15 protein-coding genes are annotated in these 17,749 nt (G+C 61.5%); 11 read left to right on the top strand and 4 right to left on the bottom strand.

Features of this window, described 5'->3' with window-relative positions; genetic code table 11:
* Position 1 precedes the first annotated feature (1 nt).
* The 4 genes from purH to htpX all read right to left on the bottom strand — a co-directional run bounded on the left by purH (position 2) and on the right by htpX (position 5,646).
* On the bottom strand, positions 2-1,591 hold the full coding sequence (gene purH / locus LGT41_RS04190) for a bifunctional phosphoribosylaminoimidazolecarboxamide formyltransferase/IMP cyclohydrolase (protein WP_274128805.1): 1,590 nt from the start codon (positions 1,589-1,591) through the stop codon (positions 2-4).
* A gap of 42 nt (positions 1,592-1,633) precedes the next feature.
* Entirely contained in the window at positions 1,634-3,361 is a 1,728-nt protein-coding gene (locus tag LGT41_RS04185) for a heparinase II/III family protein (protein WP_274128803.1), read from the bottom strand.
* A 69-nt stretch (positions 3,362-3,430) separates the two neighbouring features.
* Positions 3,431-4,729, bottom strand: a complete 1,299-nt coding sequence (locus LGT41_RS04180; protein ID WP_274128801.1) for an RsmB/NOP family class I SAM-dependent RNA methyltransferase — start codon at positions 4,727-4,729, stop codon at positions 3,431-3,433.
* Entirely contained in the window at positions 4,726-5,646 is a 921-nt protein-coding gene (gene htpX, locus LGT41_RS04175) for a zinc metalloprotease HtpX (protein WP_274128800.1), read from the bottom strand. The genes LGT41_RS04180 and htpX overlap by 4 nt, the downstream gene beginning before the upstream one ends.
* Before the next feature lie 67 nt (positions 5,647-5,713).
* Between htpX and LGT41_RS04170 the strand changes: the two genes are divergently transcribed.
* The 11 genes from LGT41_RS04170 to LGT41_RS04120 all read left to right on the top strand — a co-directional run bounded on the left by LGT41_RS04170 (position 5,714) and on the right by LGT41_RS04120 (position 17,743).
* A complete protein-coding gene (locus tag LGT41_RS04170) occupies positions 5,714-5,899 on the top strand; it encodes a DUF1674 domain-containing protein (RefSeq protein ID WP_274128799.1) in 186 nt (61 codons plus the stop codon).
* A gap of 69 nt (positions 5,900-5,968) precedes the next feature.
* Positions 5,969-6,334: a nitrogen regulation protein NR(II) gene (locus LGT41_RS04165; protein ID WP_274128797.1), complete on the top strand. Its 366-nt coding sequence runs from the start codon at positions 5,969-5,971 to the stop codon at positions 6,332-6,334.
* A gap of 147 nt (positions 6,335-6,481) precedes the next feature.
* Complete coding sequence (gene rimP / locus LGT41_RS04160; RefSeq protein WP_274128796.1) at positions 6,482-7,108, top strand: ribosome maturation factor RimP; 627 nt, start codon at positions 6,482-6,484, stop codon at positions 7,106-7,108.
* A gap of 1 nt (position 7,109) precedes the next feature.
* Positions 7,110-8,735, top strand: a complete 1,626-nt coding sequence (nusA, locus tag LGT41_RS04155; protein WP_274128794.1) for a transcription termination factor NusA — start codon at positions 7,110-7,112, stop codon at positions 8,733-8,735.
* Between the two features lie 20 nt (positions 8,736-8,755).
* Positions 8,756-9,427, top strand: a complete 672-nt coding sequence (locus LGT41_RS04150) for an RNA-binding protein (RefSeq protein ID WP_274128792.1) — start codon at positions 8,756-8,758, stop codon at positions 9,425-9,427.
* 19 nt (positions 9,428-9,446) lie between these two features.
* Positions 9,447-11,939, top strand: a complete 2,493-nt coding sequence (infB, locus tag LGT41_RS04145; protein WP_274128790.1) for a translation initiation factor IF-2 — start codon at positions 9,447-9,449, stop codon at positions 11,937-11,939.
* Between the two features lie 106 nt (positions 11,940-12,045).
* Positions 12,046-13,149 carry a class I SAM-dependent methyltransferase gene (locus LGT41_RS04140; RefSeq protein ID WP_274128788.1) on the top strand — a complete coding sequence of 368 codons (1,104 nt, stop codon included), beginning with the start codon at positions 12,046-12,048 and terminating at the stop codon, positions 13,147-13,149.
* Between the two features lie 71 nt (positions 13,150-13,220).
* Complete coding sequence (hslV, locus tag LGT41_RS04135) at positions 13,221-13,793, top strand: ATP-dependent protease subunit HslV (protein WP_274128786.1); 573 nt, start codon at positions 13,221-13,223, stop codon at positions 13,791-13,793.
* A complete protein-coding gene (locus tag LGT41_RS04130; protein ID WP_274128784.1) occupies positions 13,786-14,868 on the top strand; it encodes a hypothetical protein in 1,083 nt (360 codons plus the stop codon). Before hslV ends, LGT41_RS04130 begins: the two co-directional genes overlap by 8 nt.
* Complete coding sequence (gene hslU / locus LGT41_RS04125; RefSeq protein WP_274128783.1) at positions 14,865-16,175, top strand: ATP-dependent protease ATPase subunit HslU; 1,311 nt, start codon at positions 14,865-14,867, stop codon at positions 16,173-16,175. Before LGT41_RS04130 ends, hslU begins: the two co-directional genes overlap by 4 nt.
* A 77-nt stretch (positions 16,176-16,252) precedes the next feature.
* Positions 16,253-17,743 carry a DUF2125 domain-containing protein gene (locus LGT41_RS04120; RefSeq protein WP_274128782.1) on the top strand — a complete coding sequence of 497 codons (1,491 nt, stop codon included), beginning with the start codon at positions 16,253-16,255 and terminating at the stop codon, positions 17,741-17,743.
* Positions 17,744-17,749: the final 6 nt, after the last annotated feature.

The following is a 17,749-nucleotide window of genomic DNA, read 5'->3' as shown; positions in this document are numbered from 1 at the left end:
GTCAGTGCCTGAAATGGCGCATACCGGTGAAGACCATCGCCAGGCCAGCGGCATCGGCGGCGGCAATCACCTCGTCATCCCGCATCGACCCGCCGGGCTGGATAATGGCGGTCGCACCCGCCTCGGCGGCCGTGATCAGCCCATCGGCAAAGGGAAAGAACGCATCGGATGCCACAACCGAACCAATGGTCGGGCTTTGTTTCAGGCCAAGGTTCTGCGCCATGTCTTCGGCCTTGCGCGCGGCAATGCGGGTAGAATCCACCCGGCTCATCTGCCCCGCGCCAATGCCCACGGTCGCACCGTCTTTGGCATAGACGATGGCGTTGGATTTGACATGCTTGGCCACACGCCATGCAAACAGCAGATCGGCCAGTTCAGCCGGGCTTGGCGCGCGTTTGCTCACGACCTTCAGATCATCGGCGCTGATATGGCCAGTGTCGCGGTCCTGCACGAGATAGCCGCCCGAAACCTGCCGCCAGACCTGAGCCGCCGCGCGCATATTTGGCAGCCCGCCCGTGGTCAGCAGGCGCAGGTTTTTCTTGGCGGCGAAAACCTCACGCGCCGCTTCGCTCACACTGGGGGCGATAACGACTTCGGTGAAAATCTCGCAGATCGCCGCCGCCGTCTCGCCATCAAGCGCGCCATTCAGCGCCACGATCCCGCCAAAGGCCGAGGTCTGGTCGCAATGATAGGCGGCGCGGTAGGCTTCCAACAGGCTCGATGCGCGCGCCACACCGCACGGGTTGGCATGTTTGATGATCGCACAGGCCGGCCCGTCTTCAGGCGCAAATTCGGCCACAAGTTCGAAGGCGGCATCGGTATCGTTGATATTGTTGTAAGACAGTTCCTTGCCCTGATGCTGTTTGGCGCTGGCCACGCCGGGGCGCGCCGTGCCATCGGTATAGAAGGCCGCCGCCTGATGCGGGTTTTCGCCATAGCGCAGACTTTGGGCCAATGTGCCGGCCTGGGCACGGCAGCGCGGATTTTCAGCGCCAATTGCACCCGCCATCCAGGTGGAAACCGCTGCATCATATGCGGCAGTGCGCGCATAGGCGGTTTGCGCAAGCCCCTGGCGAAAGGCCAGCCGTGTGCCGCCATGTTCACCCATCTCATTCAGCAGTGCGGCGTAATCCTCCACATCGACCACAACGCTGACAAAGCCATGATTCTTGGCGGCAGCCCGGATCATCGCTGGCCCGCCAATATCGATATTCTCGATGCAGTCGTCATAGCTTGCACCCGCCGCCACCGTGGCCTCGAACGGGTATAGGTTGACGACCAGCAGATCAATTTCCGGAATATTATGTGCAGACATAGCGGCGCGGTGTTCGGCATTGTCGCGCAGCGCCAAAAGCCCGCCATGCACGGCAGGGTGCAGGGTTTTCACGCGCCCGTCCATCATTTCAGGAAAATGCGTAACCTCGGCCACATCGCGCACCGCAAGCCCGGCCTGGCGCAGCGTCGCCGCCGTGCCGCCGGTCGACAGGATTTCAACGCCCTGCCCGGCAAGTGCGGTGGCAAATTCCACCAGTCCGGTTTTGTCTGACACCGAGATCAGGGCGCGCTTGATGGGCGTGACGGGAAGGCTCATGACATCTCCGGACAGGTTTGGTGTGTTGTGTTGCGCCCCGCTTTAGGTGGTTTCATCCTCTGGGGCAATATCGCGTGTATTGCGGCCACCATCCTGTGCGCGCATGAAACTCCACGAAATGCGGCCCGCAAAGTTGACCGCCCGCCCCATGACGACGATCTGCTTGGTCATGCGTGGCTTCAGGCGGCGCTGGTCCAGAAACACCGAATCCTCGAGCCGCAGCAGCCCACCTTCCTGGCGGAACACCCAGACTTCGTTGCTTTTGAGCGTGAGCGACACCGCCTGACCATCAAGGTCGATCGAGGGCGTCACATCGGGGTGAATATGGAAATGCGCCACAAAGGCCACGCCAAGCGTGGGTGTATCGCCAAGCGATTCGGTGAAGCGCGCGCGCTGGGCGGGGTCATCGGCGCGCAAGGCATCTTCGCCCTTGAAGCTGCGCCCGTCAAAGGACAGAAACAGCCGGCGTTCATGCTTGAGCCCGAAGGAAGCCGCATATCCGTCATGGCTGGCGGCCAGCCAGGTGCCGCTCATGTCCTGGGCGCGGGTGACATCCACATTTTGCGGCCCCGCGACAAGCTGGCCATGATTGCCCGCACCGATGGTGCTGGAGGATACGCGTTCGAGCGCCACGGTATTATGCGCCGCCGTTGCCCGGCAGGCGCGGCGCCAATCGGCCCCGAACCGACCGCCCGCACCGCAATTCATCAGGATCGGCCGCCGCCCGGAGGACATTTCAAACCCAAGGGTCGAGGCATGGGCGTTGATCCCCAGCGCGCCCTTGGGGGGTGGGGCGCAATCCATGACAATTGTCAGGCGCCCGGCGGACAGGCGTTCAAACCCCATCAGGTTTTCCTGGCGCGGCACGGGGCGCAAACTGGCATCGGCCAGGGCCTGGTCAAGCCGCCCCGGCTCGCCCCGTCGCCCGCCGTGGAACCGCGCCAAGGCGCCATCGCCAAGGCGCAACCCGCGCAGGGTGGGCGCCATGCGCAGCAAGGCGGCCTGGTGGCGTTTGTCAACCACGCGCCGCGCTTCGGCCAGCGTGCGCGCCGCCCATGTGAGCAGCACAAAGCTTTCCATCAAAGCCTCGGGGTTGCGGGTGGGCAACCCGCCATGCGCATCGATCACCCGCTCGCATTCACGCCCGATTGTCGCTGAAATGGGCGCAACCAGCGGCGCGCAGCCATCCAGCGAAATGCCCGCATAAAGCAGGCCGGTCAGCGCCTCGAACCGTTCCTGCCCCGGCGCGGCACTGGGCCAGCGGCGGCGCAAATAGCGCACCTGCCGGCCAAGCGCACGGAAAATGCTGCGCGATTGCGCGGGCGACAGGCCCTTGAGGATGAACAGCGCATGGCTGCACCAGCGGATAAGCCGCCGCCCGGCCAGATCGGGGCGCCAGCCTTCGCCCTTGCCCGCGCCGGCCGTGGCGATCCATTCAAACAGCCAGCGCTGTGCCAGTTTGCGCGCCGGGGCATCGCCCACCGCCGCCAGATCATCGAGCCAGCCAAAGCCTTGCAGGGCGGCGGCGAAATCTTCGGAAGGCGGGTCGATCGCCCAGATCGAGCTGCCGGGCGCTTCCACCAACTGCCCGGCGAACAGGAAATTCCCGCTCATCAACTGCCTGCCCACCGCGTAGGAGCCTATGCTGCGCGGCTCCAGATGATAGCTGAACACGCGCGGCGCCCGCCCCAAAGCAGCCAGCCGCGCCGCCAGTTTGTTGCGCAGCCCATTGCGGTTGGGGGATGCCGTTGAAACATGCTTGTGCGCCATAGGGGTGCGGCGGCCTTGCTTTGGTTGTTCTGCACGTCTTGAACGTGCCGGAATTCGTGGTTTGCACCGCTAGGGCTGTGGTGCTGACCCGGCCTGTAGCACAGCAGCAAAGAAGCCGTCCATCCCCCCCTTGGCCGCCCAATAGTCCGGGCGCAGGCGCAAATTGCCCGCCGCATCCATCCAGCCGGGCTCCAGCCCTTCGGGCAGGGCGGGGCGGATCTGTGGAAACTTGCGCCGTTTGGCCAGAAGCCTGGTGATCTGCGCCTCGCCCTCGGCGGGCAAAAGCGAGCAGGTGCAGTAAATCAGCCGGCCGTTCGGGGCAAGCCAGCCCAGCGCGCGGTTGAGCAGCGCGGCCTGAAGCTCCAGCAACGGGCGAATGTCCTCCATCGTTTTGATGAAGGGCAGGTCGGGGTGGCGGCGAATCGTGCCGCTGGCCGAACAGGGCGCATCGAGCAAGATCAGATCGAACGGCACTTGTGGCGCCCATATTTGCGCATCGGCGGCGATGATTTTGGCGGAAAGCCCGGTGCGGGCAAGGTTTTCGCGCAGCCGCAGCAGACGGTGTTCGGAATTGTCAAGCGCGGTGACATCGGCCCCGGCGGCGGCCAGTTGCAGGGTTTTGCCCCCCGGTGCGGCGCAAAGGTCAAGCACACGCAGCCCCGAAACATCGCCTGCAAGCCGCACGGGCTGGGCGGCGGCGACATCCTGGACCCACCAATCGCCGCTTTCAAAGCCGGGCAGCGCGCTGACCTGCCCCCAGTCGCGCAGCCGCAAGGTCGTGGGGGTCAGGATGTCCGCGCCGAGTTTTTCAGCCCATTCGGCGGCCCGAGCAGGCTCTTTCAGCGAAATATCCAGCGGCGGCAGTTCGGCCTGCACGCGCATCATCTCGGCCAGTGCCGCTTTGCCATAGCTGCGCGCCAGCGGGCCGGAAAGCGGTTTGGGCAGGTCTTGCAGCGGAAGTTCCTGCCAATCGGCGGGCAGGCCATCGGCGGCAACGCGGCGGGCGACGGCATTCACCAATCCTGCTGTGCGGCGTGTGCGGCCCGCGCCTTGCGCAAGTTGCACGGCGCTATCGACAACCGCATGGGCGGCCACCCCGTCGCGCAGGCATTCCCAGGCGGCGAGGCGCAGAATATCCAGTGTTGCCGGCTCGGGGCGGCGCTCCATATAGCGCGCCAGCACCGCATCGAGCCGCCCGACATCGCGCAACACCCCGCGCGCAAGGCTTAGCGCGCGCGCCTTTTCGGATGGTTCCAGCCGGGCAAAGGGTGCGGCCACCTCGTCAAGCATCTGCCCTTCAACCTGCACGGCGTGCAGCAGGCCAAGGGCGGCGCGGCGCGCGGCCAGGCCGGGAGCGTCTGCGCTCATGCCCAAGGACCCTTGCGACGGCGCACAAGGGGAACGGACCCGGCGCGCCGCGCCGTTTCACGCGGTTGCCGGCGCGGCATGGTTTCGGCCAGCGCCCGCAAAGCCGCGATGCGGTTTTCGGGGTTCGGATGGGTCGAGAACAGGTTATCCATGCGCGCGCCACTCAGCGGGTTCACAATGAACAGATGCGCAGATGCGGGCGCGCGTTCGGCGGTTTCCATTTCAATACGCCCGGCGCGCGCGGAAAGTTTTTGCAAGGCCGAGGCCAGCGCCAGCGGTGCGCCCGAAATTTCCGCCCCGCGCCGGTCAGCCACATATTCGCGCCCGCGCGATACCATCATCTGGATCAGCATGGCGGCAATCGGGGCCAGAATTGCGCCCAGAATGACACCGATGATCCCGAAAGCCCCCCGGTCGCGGCCGCCACCAAAGAACAGCGCAAACTGCGCCAGCATCGAGATTGCCCCGCCAACCGTGGCGGCAATGGTCATGGTCAGCGTGTCGCGCTGCTCGATATGCGCAAGCTCATGCGCGATCACACCGGCAAGCTCGTCGCGGTCCAGAATGGCCAGCAGGCCGGTTGTCACGGCAACCGTGGCGTTATCGGGGTTACGCCCCGTGGCAAAAGCATTGGGCGCATCGGCGCTGATCACCGCCACTTTCGGGTGCGGCAACCCGGCGGCATCGGCCAGCTCGCCAACCAGCCGAAACAGGTCGGGGTTGTTCGCGCCGCTGATCATTTCGGCATTATGGCGCGACAAGGCGAGCGTGTCGGAGTTCCACCACGCATAGAAATTCGTGCCCATCGCGAAAATCAGCGCGATAACCACACCAAACCCGCCGCCCAGAAGCCAGCCAAGGCCCAAGAACAGCGCGGTCAGTGCCGCAAGCAGCAAACTTGTGCGAAAATATCCCATATCCCGCTCCATATCCTATCTGAAAGCAGACTTGTCCAGCACGCATGGCGCGCGCTACACAGGATATATGAACGAAGATGTTAAGCAAAAAGAGGCGCGCATCAAAGCCGCCGCCGCCCGCGCCCTAGCCGAAGCCGAAGCGCGGCGGGCTGAACCCGTGGCCGAATTGCCCAAGGAGTTGGGCGGGCGCGACGGCCCCGAACCCGTGCGCTATGGCGATTGGGAGAAGAAGGGCATCGCGGTGGATTTTTGATCGCGCGCATCGTAACCGCTTTTTAGCACTTCACGGGCAAGCTTGGGGCAAACCCCAGCGAGGCCCGCCATGAATATTGAAACCATTGCCAAACCCCATGCTGCGCTGCTCACCCAGGGGCTGATCTGGTTCAATGGGCAGGGCCATGTGGTGGATTTGAACCTTCATGCGGCGCGGATGTTGCGGGCCGATCCGGGGTGGATGCTGATGCAGGATTTCTTTTCGCTCTGCGGCCAACCCAACCCCGATGCAGCCTTGCAGGGGGAATGGCGCAAAATTCTGGCGGGCAGTATGACCAGCGTTGAGCGTGTATTCATCGCCGCCAATGGTGCAAAACTGCCGGTATCGCTGAGTTTTTCGCAAAGGCCCGGCGGGGCGGCGGGGCGAAGTGACCGGATTTTGGCGCTTGTCCTGAATCTCGACGGGTTTGCCTAGGCCCATTTGCGGCTTGCATTTCATGCGGGCCGGGCGTATATGCCCCCTTGATAGCGGCGTCGGCGTCCAAACCCGATACCACCGAAACATTGAACGGGCCGCGCGCCCGTTTTTTTGTGCCCCGTTACCTGCCTTGCGCTTCCTGAGATGAAACAGCCCGAACCCATGCCCGAACCCATGCCCGAACCCATGCCCGAACTCATTGCCAAAGCGGCCATCGACCGCCGCATCGCCGACCTTATCACCCCGACCATTGAAGGTTTGGGCTATGAGCTTGTGCGTCTGCGCCTGATGGGCGGCAAATCGACCACGTTGCAAATCATGGCCGAACGCCCCGAAGGCGGGATCGAAATTGAGGATTGCGCGAAAATCTCGACCGCAATCTCGGCGCTGCTCGATGTCGAAGACCCGATTGTCGAGGAATATACGCTTGAAGTGTCCTCGCCCGGCATCGACCGGCCGCTGACCCGCCTGAAAGACTTTGAAACCTATGAAGGCTATCAGGTGAAGCTGATGACATCCGAACTGATCGACGGGCGCAAACGCTTTACCGGCGTGCTGCGCGGCGTCGAGGATGGCGAGATTCTGATAGATATCCCCGAGGGCACAATTGGGTTACAATTTGACTGGCTGACCGAAGCCAAACTTGTGCTGACCGATGAGCTGATCGCCGAATCCTTGCGCGCCCGCAAAGACGCCGGCACCTTCAATGAAGCAGATTTTGACGAGGTCGAAGAATCGACCGCCGATTCGACCACAGAAGAGGACAACTGAAATGGCCGTAACCAGCGCAAACCGCTTGGAACTTTTGCAGATCGCCGATGCGGTCGCCCGTGAAAAGCTGATCGACCCCGGCTTGGTGATCGAAGCGATGGAAGAGAGCATGGCCAAGGCCACGCGCCACCGCTATGGCAGCGAATATGACATCCGCGCCCATATCGACCGCAAGTCGGGCGAGTTGACGCTGACCCGCTGCCGCACGGTTGTGGAGGAGGTGGAAAACCACTTCACCGAAATCACGCTGGAAGAAGCGCGCCTTGACAAGCCCGATGCCGAGCTTGGCGAGGTTCTGTCGGATATTCTGCCGCAGCAGGATATGGGCCGTATCGCCGCACAGGCCGCCAAGCAGGTGATCATGCAAAAGGTGCGCGAAGCCGAGCGCGAGCGCCAGTTTGAAGAATTCAAGGACCGTGTCGGCACCATCATCAACGGTGTCGTCAAACGCGTGGAATATGGCAACGTGATCGTCGATGTCGGCCGGGGCGAGGCGATTTTGCGCCGCGACCAGCTGATCAACCGCGAACCCTTCCGCAATGGCGACCGCGTGCGCGCCTATGTGAAAGATGTGCGCTCTGAAGTGCGCGGCCCGCAGATTTTCCTGTCCCGCACCGCGCCGGAATTTCTGGCCGAGCTGTTCAAGATGGAAGTGCCGGAAATCTATGACGGCGTGATCGAAATCAAGGCCGTGGCGCGTGACCCCGGCAGCCGTGCGAAAATCGGCGTGATTTCTTATGATAACTCGATCGACCCGGTCGGCGCCTGCGTCGGGATGCGCGGCAGCCGCGTGCAGGCCGTTGTGAACGAGCTTCAGGGCGAAAAGATCGACATTATCCCGTGGAATCAGGACGCGGCCACCTTCCTGGTGAACGCGCTCCAGCCCGCCGAAGTGTCCAAGGTCGTGCTGGATGAAGAGGCCGACCGGATCGAGGTTGTCGTGCCCGACGAGCAGCTATCCTTGGCCATTGGCCGCCGTGGCCAGAACGTGCGCCTTGCCAGCCAGCTGACCGGGTTCGATATCGACATCATGACGGAATCCGCGGAAAGCGAGCGCCGCCAGACCGAATTTACCGAGCGCACGCAGCTGTTCATGGACGGGATGAACGTTGATGAAATGGTCGCGCAGCTTCTGGTCTCCGAAGGCTTTGCCACGCTGGAAGAGGTGGCCTATGTCGATAGCGAAGAGCTTGCCGCGATTGATGGTTTTGACACCGACACCGCCGAAGAGTTGCAGGCCCGCGCCCGTGAAAGCCTTGACGAGATCAACCGTCAGGCGCTGGACAAGGCGCGCGAGCTGGGTGTTGACCAGTCGCTGTTTGACTTTGAGGGCCTGAGCCCCCAGATGTTTGTGGCATTGGCGGAAGATGGCGTGAAAACGCTGGAAGATTTCGCCCAATGCGCCGACTGGGAACTTGCCGGTGGTGTTACCACCGATGACGATGGCAAGCGCGTCAAAGAGGTTGGCCTGCTCGAAAAGTTCGATGTGAACCTTGAAGAAGCGCGCGCGCTGGTCATGAATGCCCGTTTGCTGATGGGCTGGGTCACCGCAGAAGACCTTGCTGCCGATGCAGCCGCCGCCGAGGCTGAAGCTGCCGGCGACGATGACGCGGAGGCGGAGGCCTGATGCCCGGCCTCTGAGACCCTATGACACGAGGCGGCCGCAAGGACACAGACCAGGAAAGCGAACGCCGGTGCATTACCACCGGCGATAGCGGCCCCAAATGCGGGCTTGTGCGCTTTGTGCTGGGCCCGGATGGCATGATCTGGCCCGACCTTGGCGAAAAGCTGCCGGGGCGTGGCATTTGGGTTTCGGCCGACCGTTCGGCCATTGAGAAGGCCGCCAAAAAAGGGCTGTTTGCCCGTGGTGCGAAGGCCGCCGTAAAGGTGCCGGACGATCTGGCCGAGCAGGTGGAAGCCGGGCTTGCACGCCGCCTTGTCGACCTGGTGTCGCTGGCGCGCAAGGCCGGGCAGGCCGTATGCGGTCTGGAAAAGACCAAGGCGGAACTTGTGGCCGGCAAAGCGGCGCTGCTTTTGCAGGCCTCAGACGGTTCAGCCCGCGGAAAAACCGCCCTGCGGCCGCCCGAAGGGGCAAATACCCATATTCTTTGCCTTTCGGCACAAGAATTGGGCATGGCCTTTGGGCGGGAGACTGTGATACATGCCGCGCTGACACCGGGCGGTATAGCGAAACGCATCAGGCTTGAAGCGACGCGATTGTCTGGTTTGCGTTCTGCCAACCTGACTGGCGCAATGCCAAATGGCGCAACGCCAAAAGTTGTGACGAATGCAAAGACCCTGCGCGATCCGGCGCAGTGAGGAAAGGTTAAGGCGAAGAATGAGCGATCAGAATAACGGCGACGGTAAAAAGACCCTGAGCATCAAGGGTGGTGCCGGCACGGTGAAGCAAAGCTTCAGCCACGGCCGCACCAAAAGTGTCGTTGTTGAAACGAAACGGCGCAAGGTTGCCATTCCCAAACCCGGCTCGACCGCGGCCAAGGTTGCCAATGCCCAGGGCGCTGTGGCGCAAAACCTGTCGGATGCCGAGTTTGACCGCCGCAAGAAGGCGCTGGAAGCCGCCTTGGCCAACGAGGCCGACCGCGCCGCCAAGGAACAGGAAGAAGCCCAGGCCCGCGAACGCGAACGTGAACGGCTGCGCGCTGAAAAGGATGCAGAAGCCCGCGCCGCCGAAGAGGCGGAAGCCGAACGGCTGGAAGCGGAACGCAAGGCCGAGGCCGAAGCCGCCAAGGCCGCGAAAATTGCCAAGACCAAAAAGGTTGCGGCGGAACCTGATCCGGTTGCCGATGCGCCCCTGGGTGACAAGCCCGTGCGCTCGCGCGACAAGGCCCCGACCGATTCGGCCCCGGCCGCCAAACGCACCGACCGCGATGAAGACAAGCGCAACACCCGCGCAAAAACCGAAGACAACCGCCGCCGTTCGGGCAAGCTGACCATTACGCAGGCTCTGGGCGATCAGGGCAACCGCCAGCGCTCTATGGCCGCGATGAAGCGCCGACAGGAGCGTGACAAGCGCAAGATGACCGGCAGCGGCGAGCGTGAAAAGGTCAGCCGCGATGTGCAGGTGCCCGACGCGATTACCGTGCAGGAACTTGCCAACCGCATGGCCGAACGCGCGGCCGCGGTGGTCAAGGCGCTGATGACCAATGGCATCATGGCCACGCAGAACCAGTCGATCGACCATGAAACCGCCACGCTGATCGTTGAAGAATTCGGCCACCGCGTTGTGCGCGTCTCCGACAGCCAGGTCGAGGATATCATCGTCGCAACACCCGATGATGACGAAGCCGCGCAGGTGCCGCGCCCGCCGGTTGTGACCATTATGGGCCATGTCGACCACGGCAAAACCTCGCTTCTGGATGCGATTCGCAAAACCACGGTTGCCACGGGTGAAGCCGGTGGCATTACCCAGCATATCGGCGCCTATCAGGTGGAAACCGAAAGCGGCGCTGTGCTGACCTTCCTTGATACGCCGGGCCATGCGGCCTTTACCTCGATGCGGTCGCGCGGCGCGCAGGTGACCGATATCGTTGTGCTGGTCGTTGCCGCTGATGACAGCGTGATGCCGCAAACGATTGAGGCGATCCAGCACGCCAAGGCCGCCAAGGTGCCGCTGATTGTTGCCATCAACAAATGCGACAAACCCGATGCCGACCCCAACCGTGTGCGCACAGCCCTGTTGCAGCATGAAATTGTTGTCGAGAAAATGTCGGGCGATGTGCAGGATGTCGAGCTGTCCGCCAAAACCGGCAAGGGCATTGATAACCTGCTTGAAGCCATTGCGCTGCAATCCGAACTGCTGGAGCTGACGGCCAACCCCGCGCGCCCGGCAGCCGGTGCGGTGATCGAAGCCAAGCTCGATGTCGGTCGTGGCCCGGTTGCCACCGTTCTGGTGCAATATGGCACCTTGCGCAAAGGCGATATTTTCGTGGTCGGCGAGCAATGGGGCCGTGTGCGCGCCCTGATCGATGACCAGGGCGACCGCGTTGACGAAGCGGGCCCCTCGGTGCCTGTCGAGGTGCTGGGCCTGAACGGCACGCCCGAAGCCGGTGATACGCTGAACGTGGTGCCCGACGAGGCGCGCGCCCGCGAAATTGCCGAATATCGCGCTGGCGTTTCCAAGGACAAACGCGCCGCAGCCGGTGCCGCCACCACGCTTGACCAGTTGCTGGCCCAGGCCAAGGCCAATGAAAACGTTATCGAATTGCCGGTTCTGGTGAAGGCCGATGTGCAGGGGTCTGCCGAAGCCATTACCCAGGCGCTGGAAAAGATCGGCAACGAGGAAGTGCGCGTGCGTGTTCTTCTGTCGGGCGTTGGTGCGGTTACGGAATCCGATGTGACGCTGGCCTCGGCCTCGAATGCGCCGATCATCGGCTTCAACGTGCGCGCCAACAGCCAGGCGCGCGAAAGCGCCAACCAGAAGGGGGTCGAGATCCGCTATTACTCGATCATCTATGACCTGGTAGACGATATCAAACTGGCCGCGTCGGGCATGTTGACACCGGAAATCAAGGAAACCTTTGTCGGCAATGCCGAAATCAAAGAGGTGTTCAAGATCACCGGTGCTGGCAAGATTGCCGGCTGTATTGTCACCGACGGCTATGCCCGCCGCCATGCCGGTGTGCGCCTGTTGCGCGACAATGTGGTCATTCACGAAGGCAAGCTCAAAACCCTCAAACGCTTTAAGGACGAGGTCAAAGAGGTGCCATCGGGTCAGGAATGCGGCATGGCCTTTGAAAATTACGAAGATATTCGCGTGGGCGACGTTATCGAGATTTTCACCACGCAGGAAATTGAACGCAGCCTTGCCTAGGGCCGCGTTTGCAAAAAATCGGGCGCGCGGGGAACCGGGCGCCCTTTTTTTATTGAATTCCTGGCGAATCTGCTAGGCTTGGCCTTTGACAGCCAAAGATTTGACTATGGATAATGATCGTAAAATCGCCGCCAAACTGGCCCTTTTGGACGGTGAAATTGAAAAACTGGCCGCGCTGATCGACCGCGCCGTTGCCCTGATCGCCACCCCGCTCAACCCGCCGCCTGCCGCCGAGGGGGCCGCATTGCTTGGCGATATCGACGCGCTGGAATCGCCGTTTCGGCGCGCAACCCGTGGGCTGGAATTTGAGCTGCGCCGTAGCGGCAATTTCATCGCCTCGCCCAGCGCCGTGCATTCCGGCCCGCTGGTCAACCGCGTTCAGCATATTTCGCGCCGCAGTTTGCGCGCCTGGAATGCGCTGCGCGCCTGTATGGCCCGCGCGCTTGCCGGTGACGAGGCCGAGATCTACCCGTCATGGCTGCAAGACATGGCCGATACGCAGGTCGATGCGCTTGCCCGCGCCTTTGTGCTGGTCGACCAGATTTTGAACGCGGTCGACCAGGATGATGCCGCCGCCGCCTTTGGCGCCTATCGCGATATTCCCATGCTGCCGCATCTCTATATGGCGATGATGCATGGGGCGATGCGTGCCAAGGCCGCCGCCGCGCATGAAAAACCGCTGCGTTATCTTGATGTTGGCAGCGGGCGCGGCACAACCTTGCTGATGGCCGCGCGGTTTTTTCCGCTTGTGCATGGAATCGAGTTCGACCCCGGCTTTCACGAGCGCGCCAACCGCTTGCTGAACACCGAATATACGCTCAACTGCCGCTCGATCCTGGCCAATGCGCTGGAATTCGAGGATTACGATGAATATGACATCATCTATTTCTACAAACCCATGTCGGATATCGACCTGCTGGCCGAGATGGAGGCGCGGATTGTTGAACAGGCCCGCCCCGGCACGCTGCTGATCGCCCCCTATCTGGGGTTTTTCGACCGGCACGAGGCGGCGGTAAGCAAGGTCGACTGGCATATCTATCTGCGCAACGGGGCGGGCTATTCTGGCAAGGATATCCGCAAGGCCATCCCCCGTATCGGCCCGTTTGTGCGCCATCCGGATACCGCGATTTCCAGCAAGGTCTGCGGCCATTGGGCGCCGTTGGTGCGCGCTTTGTCCGCCCGCGGCTTCCGCCCGGCCACGCTGGAATAGGCGAAACGCAAAGCAGCATTTGCAATTTGCGGCCACACACCCTAGGTGACAGTCCAAACAAGGGGTTATTCATGCAGGGTAAAGACGCGTTTCCGGGCTGGCACGGCACCACGATCATCGGGGTGAAGAAGGGCGGCAAGGTTGTTCTGGCGGGTGACGGGCAGGTGAGCCTTGGACAGACCGTGATCAAGGGCTCGGCCCGCAAGGTGCGCAGGCTAACGCCAAGTGCTGCCCCCGGCGCGCGCGATGTGGTCTGCGGTTTTGCGGGCTCTACCGCCGATGCCTTCACCCTGCTTGAGCGGCTCGAAAAGAAGCTGGAAGCCGCCAGCGGGCAGTTGGCGCGCGCCGCCGTTGAACTCGCCAAGGATTGGCGGATGGATAAATATCTGCGCAACCTCGAAGCCATGCTGATTGTCACCGATGGCCGCGATCTGTTCGTGCTGACAGGTGCCGGCGATGTGCTGGAGCCCGAACACGGCATTGCCGCCGTTGGCTCGGGCGGGAATTACGCGCTGGCGGCGGCCCGCGCCCTGATGGACAGCGATCTGGACGCCGAGGCGATTGCCCGCAAGGCAATGGCGATTGCCGCAGAAATTTGTGTCTATACCAACGGCAATATTACAGTGGAAACCATTGATGGCTGAAATGGATCTGAACGATCTGCGCGCCGCTGTGGCCGCAGATATCATTACCGAAAAGCAGGCCACGGCGATGCGCGTGATGATTGAAAAGCGCATCGGCTATCGCGACTTCATGAAGCGCGAGGATGAACCTTTCGAGTTTTTCTCGGGTTTTGCGGAAATTTTTGTCACCGTTGGCCTGTCAATTCTGTTCACCGGCATTTTGGGCCTGCTGATGGTCAGCCGACAATTCGGCTTTGTCGCCTTCAGCGGCGCGGGCCTTGCCTTTGCACTGGCGTTCTACTTCACGCTCAACCGCCGGATGAACCTGCCAAGCATGTGGCTGGCCACGGTTTTTGCCGTCAGCATCGGCTTGTTCTTTGGCTATCTGCTCTTTGACCCAATCAGGTTTGACGAAACTGACTTTTTGATCGTGTCGCTTATCGGCTTTGGGGCCATGCTGGTCTGGTATCGCGTGTTTCATTTGCCCTTCACCATGTTTCTGGTGGGGATTTACGGCATTGCGGTTACCTTTTCGCTGGCCGCGTTGATCGAACCTTCGGCCTTTGCCTATAGCCGCGCCTGGTATGAAAACCCGTTTGATTTGAACGGCTCGTCGGTGTTTTCCTATGCCACGCTGGCCTTCGGGCTGGTCGCTTTCGTCGTGGGCATGTGGTTTGACACGCAAGACCCTTACCGCATTGGCCGCAAATCCGCTGCCGGCTTCTGGCTGCATCTGATTGCGGCACCGGCTTTGGTGAACACCATTGCGCTGAGCCTTTACAATATGGGCGGCACAACCGGCTATCTGCTTACCGCGCTGGCGCTCACGCTCATCTCGCTGATGGCGCTGATTGTCGACCGGCGCTCCTTTCTCACCGCCGGCATTCTTTACATGGCCGCCTTGCTGGTTGCCGCCTTTGGCGACACGTCCAATAAAGGCTGGTCCTATGTGCTGACCCTGCTTGTTCTTGGCGTGTTCATCACCGTGCTGGGCACATGGTGGGGGGCAATCCGCGCGGGCATCATGCGCGCCCTGCCGGGCTTTCCGCTGAAACACCGCCTTCCCCCTTATGATACGATAATGGATACCGAATGACCGACCTGACCCCCCGCGAAATCGTTTCGGAGCTTGACCGTTTTGTCATTGGCCAGGCCGATGCCAAGCGCGCGGTAGCCGTGGCCCTGCGCAACCGCTGGCGCCGCCAGCAGCTTGCCGATGATCTGCGCGACGAGGTTTACCCGAAGAATATTCTGATGATCGGGCCAACCGGCGTGGGTAAAACCGAGATCAGCCGCCGCCTGGCGAAACTGGCGCGCGCGCCCTTCATCAAGGTCGAGGCAACAAAATTTACCGAGGTCGGCTATGTCGGCCGCGATGTGGAACAGATCATCCGCGATTTGATGGATTCAGCCATTGTCATGGTGCGCGAGCATATGCGCGAAAATGTGCGCGCCAAGGCGCATGAGGCCGCCGAAAACCGTGTGATCGAGGCACTGGCCGGCGACGGCGCGCGCGAACAGACCCGCGAGATGTTCCGCAAGAAGCTGCGCGACGGCTTGCTCGATGACACCGAGATCGAGGTTGAACTGCCCGAATCCGCCAGCCAGGGCCCGGCAATGTTCGACATTCCCGGCCAGCCCGGTGCCAGCATGGGCATGATGAACCTTGGCGATATGCTGTCCAAAGCAATGGGCGGGCGCACAAAAACCCAGAAGATGAAGGTGAAGGACAGCCACGAGATTCTGCTCGCCGTCGAGGCTGACAAGCTGCTCGACGAGGAGGCGGTGACGCGCGAGGCGATTGCTGCTGTTGAGGAAAACGGCATCGTGTTTCTGGACGAGATCGACAAGGTCTGCGCGCGTGCCGATGCGCGCGGTGGCGATGTCAGCCGCGAAGGCGTGCAGCGCGACCTGCTGCCGCTGATCGAGGGCACGAGTGTATCGACCAAATACGGCCCCGTGCGCAGCGACCATATCCTGTTCATCGCCTCGGGCGCCTTTCATGTGGCCAAACCATCCGATTTGCTGCCAGAATTGCAGGGCCGCCTGCCCATTCGGGTTGAACTGCGCGCATTGTCAGAAGCGGATTTCGTGCGCATCCTGACGGAAACCGACAATGCACTGACCCGCCAATATACCGCCCTGATGGCCACCGAAAACGTGGATGTGACCTTTACGGAAGATGGAATTGGCGCGCTCGCAAAAATCGCCGCCGAGGTAAATTCTGCCGTTGAAAACATTGGCGCACGCCGCCTTTACACGGTTTTAGAGCGTGTATTCGAGGAATTGAGCTATTCTGCCCCTGATCGCAGTGGCGAATCGGTCACTGTCGATGCAGAATTTGTGGATAAACATTTGGGAGAGTTGGCCCGCAACACCGATATCAGCCGCTATGTGCTTTAGGGTTGCGCCAATAGACTTTTCGCGCGCATGACGCGCGAAGATAATTGAAACAAAAAGACTAAACGAAGGGAAGTCTCATGAAAAAAGTGATATTGGCGTCATCAACCGCGCTTGGTCTGATCTGGGCGGCACCCGCGCTGTCGCAAGCCCAGCTTCCGGCACTGCTGGAAGGCGTCGAGGCAATGGCTGGCCAGAATGATACCCGCATTGCCTATGACAACAAGAAGGTCGGCGACGATTATTCGGTCGAATATTCCGGCCTGCGCATCGAAGAAGATGCCGAAAACGGCACTGTCATCGAAATTGACTGGCTGCGCATTGAACCCAGCGCATCGGTGCCCGGACAGGTGACGATCTCGGTTTCGCCGCGCGTCAATGTGACCATAAATGAAAACGACATACCGCCTTACACGATCGAAGTGCTGAGCGATGGTGTGACCGCCACGCTCGACAATATCATCCCCGGCGCTGGTGGCGATGCCGCCGCGACATGGAACTATGTGCTGAACATTCCAAGCCTGCAACTGACCGGCTCGGGTGAGAACCCGATCTTCAACGAGCTGAGCTTCGCCATTACCGGGCTGACCACCATGTCGAGCTTCACGCCCGCCAGCATGACCGTGGCATCGGAAGGCGGCTGGGATGCGTTCGTTTTTGCTTTCGATGTCAACACCTATGACGGTCAGCGCGTGGCGGAATCGGGCAATATGGTCGATTTCGCCTATGATCTTGCCTTTGACGCGGTCGATGAGCGTCAGATGCCCGACTATATGAAGGGTGAGCGCAACGCGTCTTTCAACTTCACCGCGGGCAGCCAGTCCATCGAGATGGCCATTTCCGGCCCCGACGTTACGGTTGATATGACAGCGCAATCGGTTGAAACCGAACTGTCCGCGACGATGACAGACGGAATCTTCGCCTTCAATTCGCGCAATGGTGTTGCAAACTACCAGTTCAACGAGCTGGTGATCGAAGGCACGCCCGTGCCGCCCTTCATGATCGCGCTGACCTCTGCCGATATGGGCCTGCGCCTGCCGCTGATCAATTCGGGCGATGTCGAGGAAGCCAGCTTGAAACTGTCGCTGGAGAACCTGACCATGCCGGAATCGCTTTTGGCAATGATCGACCCCGGCCAGAGCATTCCGCGCACGCCGCTGAACCTGAATATCGATGTTCTGGCGAATGTGATCAGCCGGATCAACTGGGACGACCCGGACTCATCGTTTGACAGCGGCAACCCGATGGATGTGGCCGAAGTGCAAGACATCACCATTCGCCAGATCCTGCTGGCAGCCGGTGGTGCCGAAGTTTCCGCCACGGGGGATGCGACGGTCGACAATTCGATGGGCTTCCCCTTTCCGACCGGGATGGTGACAATCACCGCCAAAGGCGTGCAGACGCTGGTGAACGCACTTGTGCAGATTGGCCTTGTGCCCCAGCAGCAGGCCGGTATGGCGATGGGTATGATCATGGGTTTTGCCCGCGCCGAAGGGGCCGATCATTACGTCTCGGATATCGAGTTCTCGCCCAATGGCATTACCGCCAACGGCAACGCGCTGCCCTTCTAGGCCGGT

It is taken from the genome of Abyssibius alkaniclasticus, from assembly GCF_020447305.1.
Taxonomy (GTDB): Bacteria; Pseudomonadota; Alphaproteobacteria; order Rhodobacterales; family Rhodobacteraceae; genus Abyssibius; species Abyssibius alkaniclasticus.
Note: the sequence above shows the minus strand (reverse complement) of the source record. Positions and strands in the feature narration are given on the sequence as shown.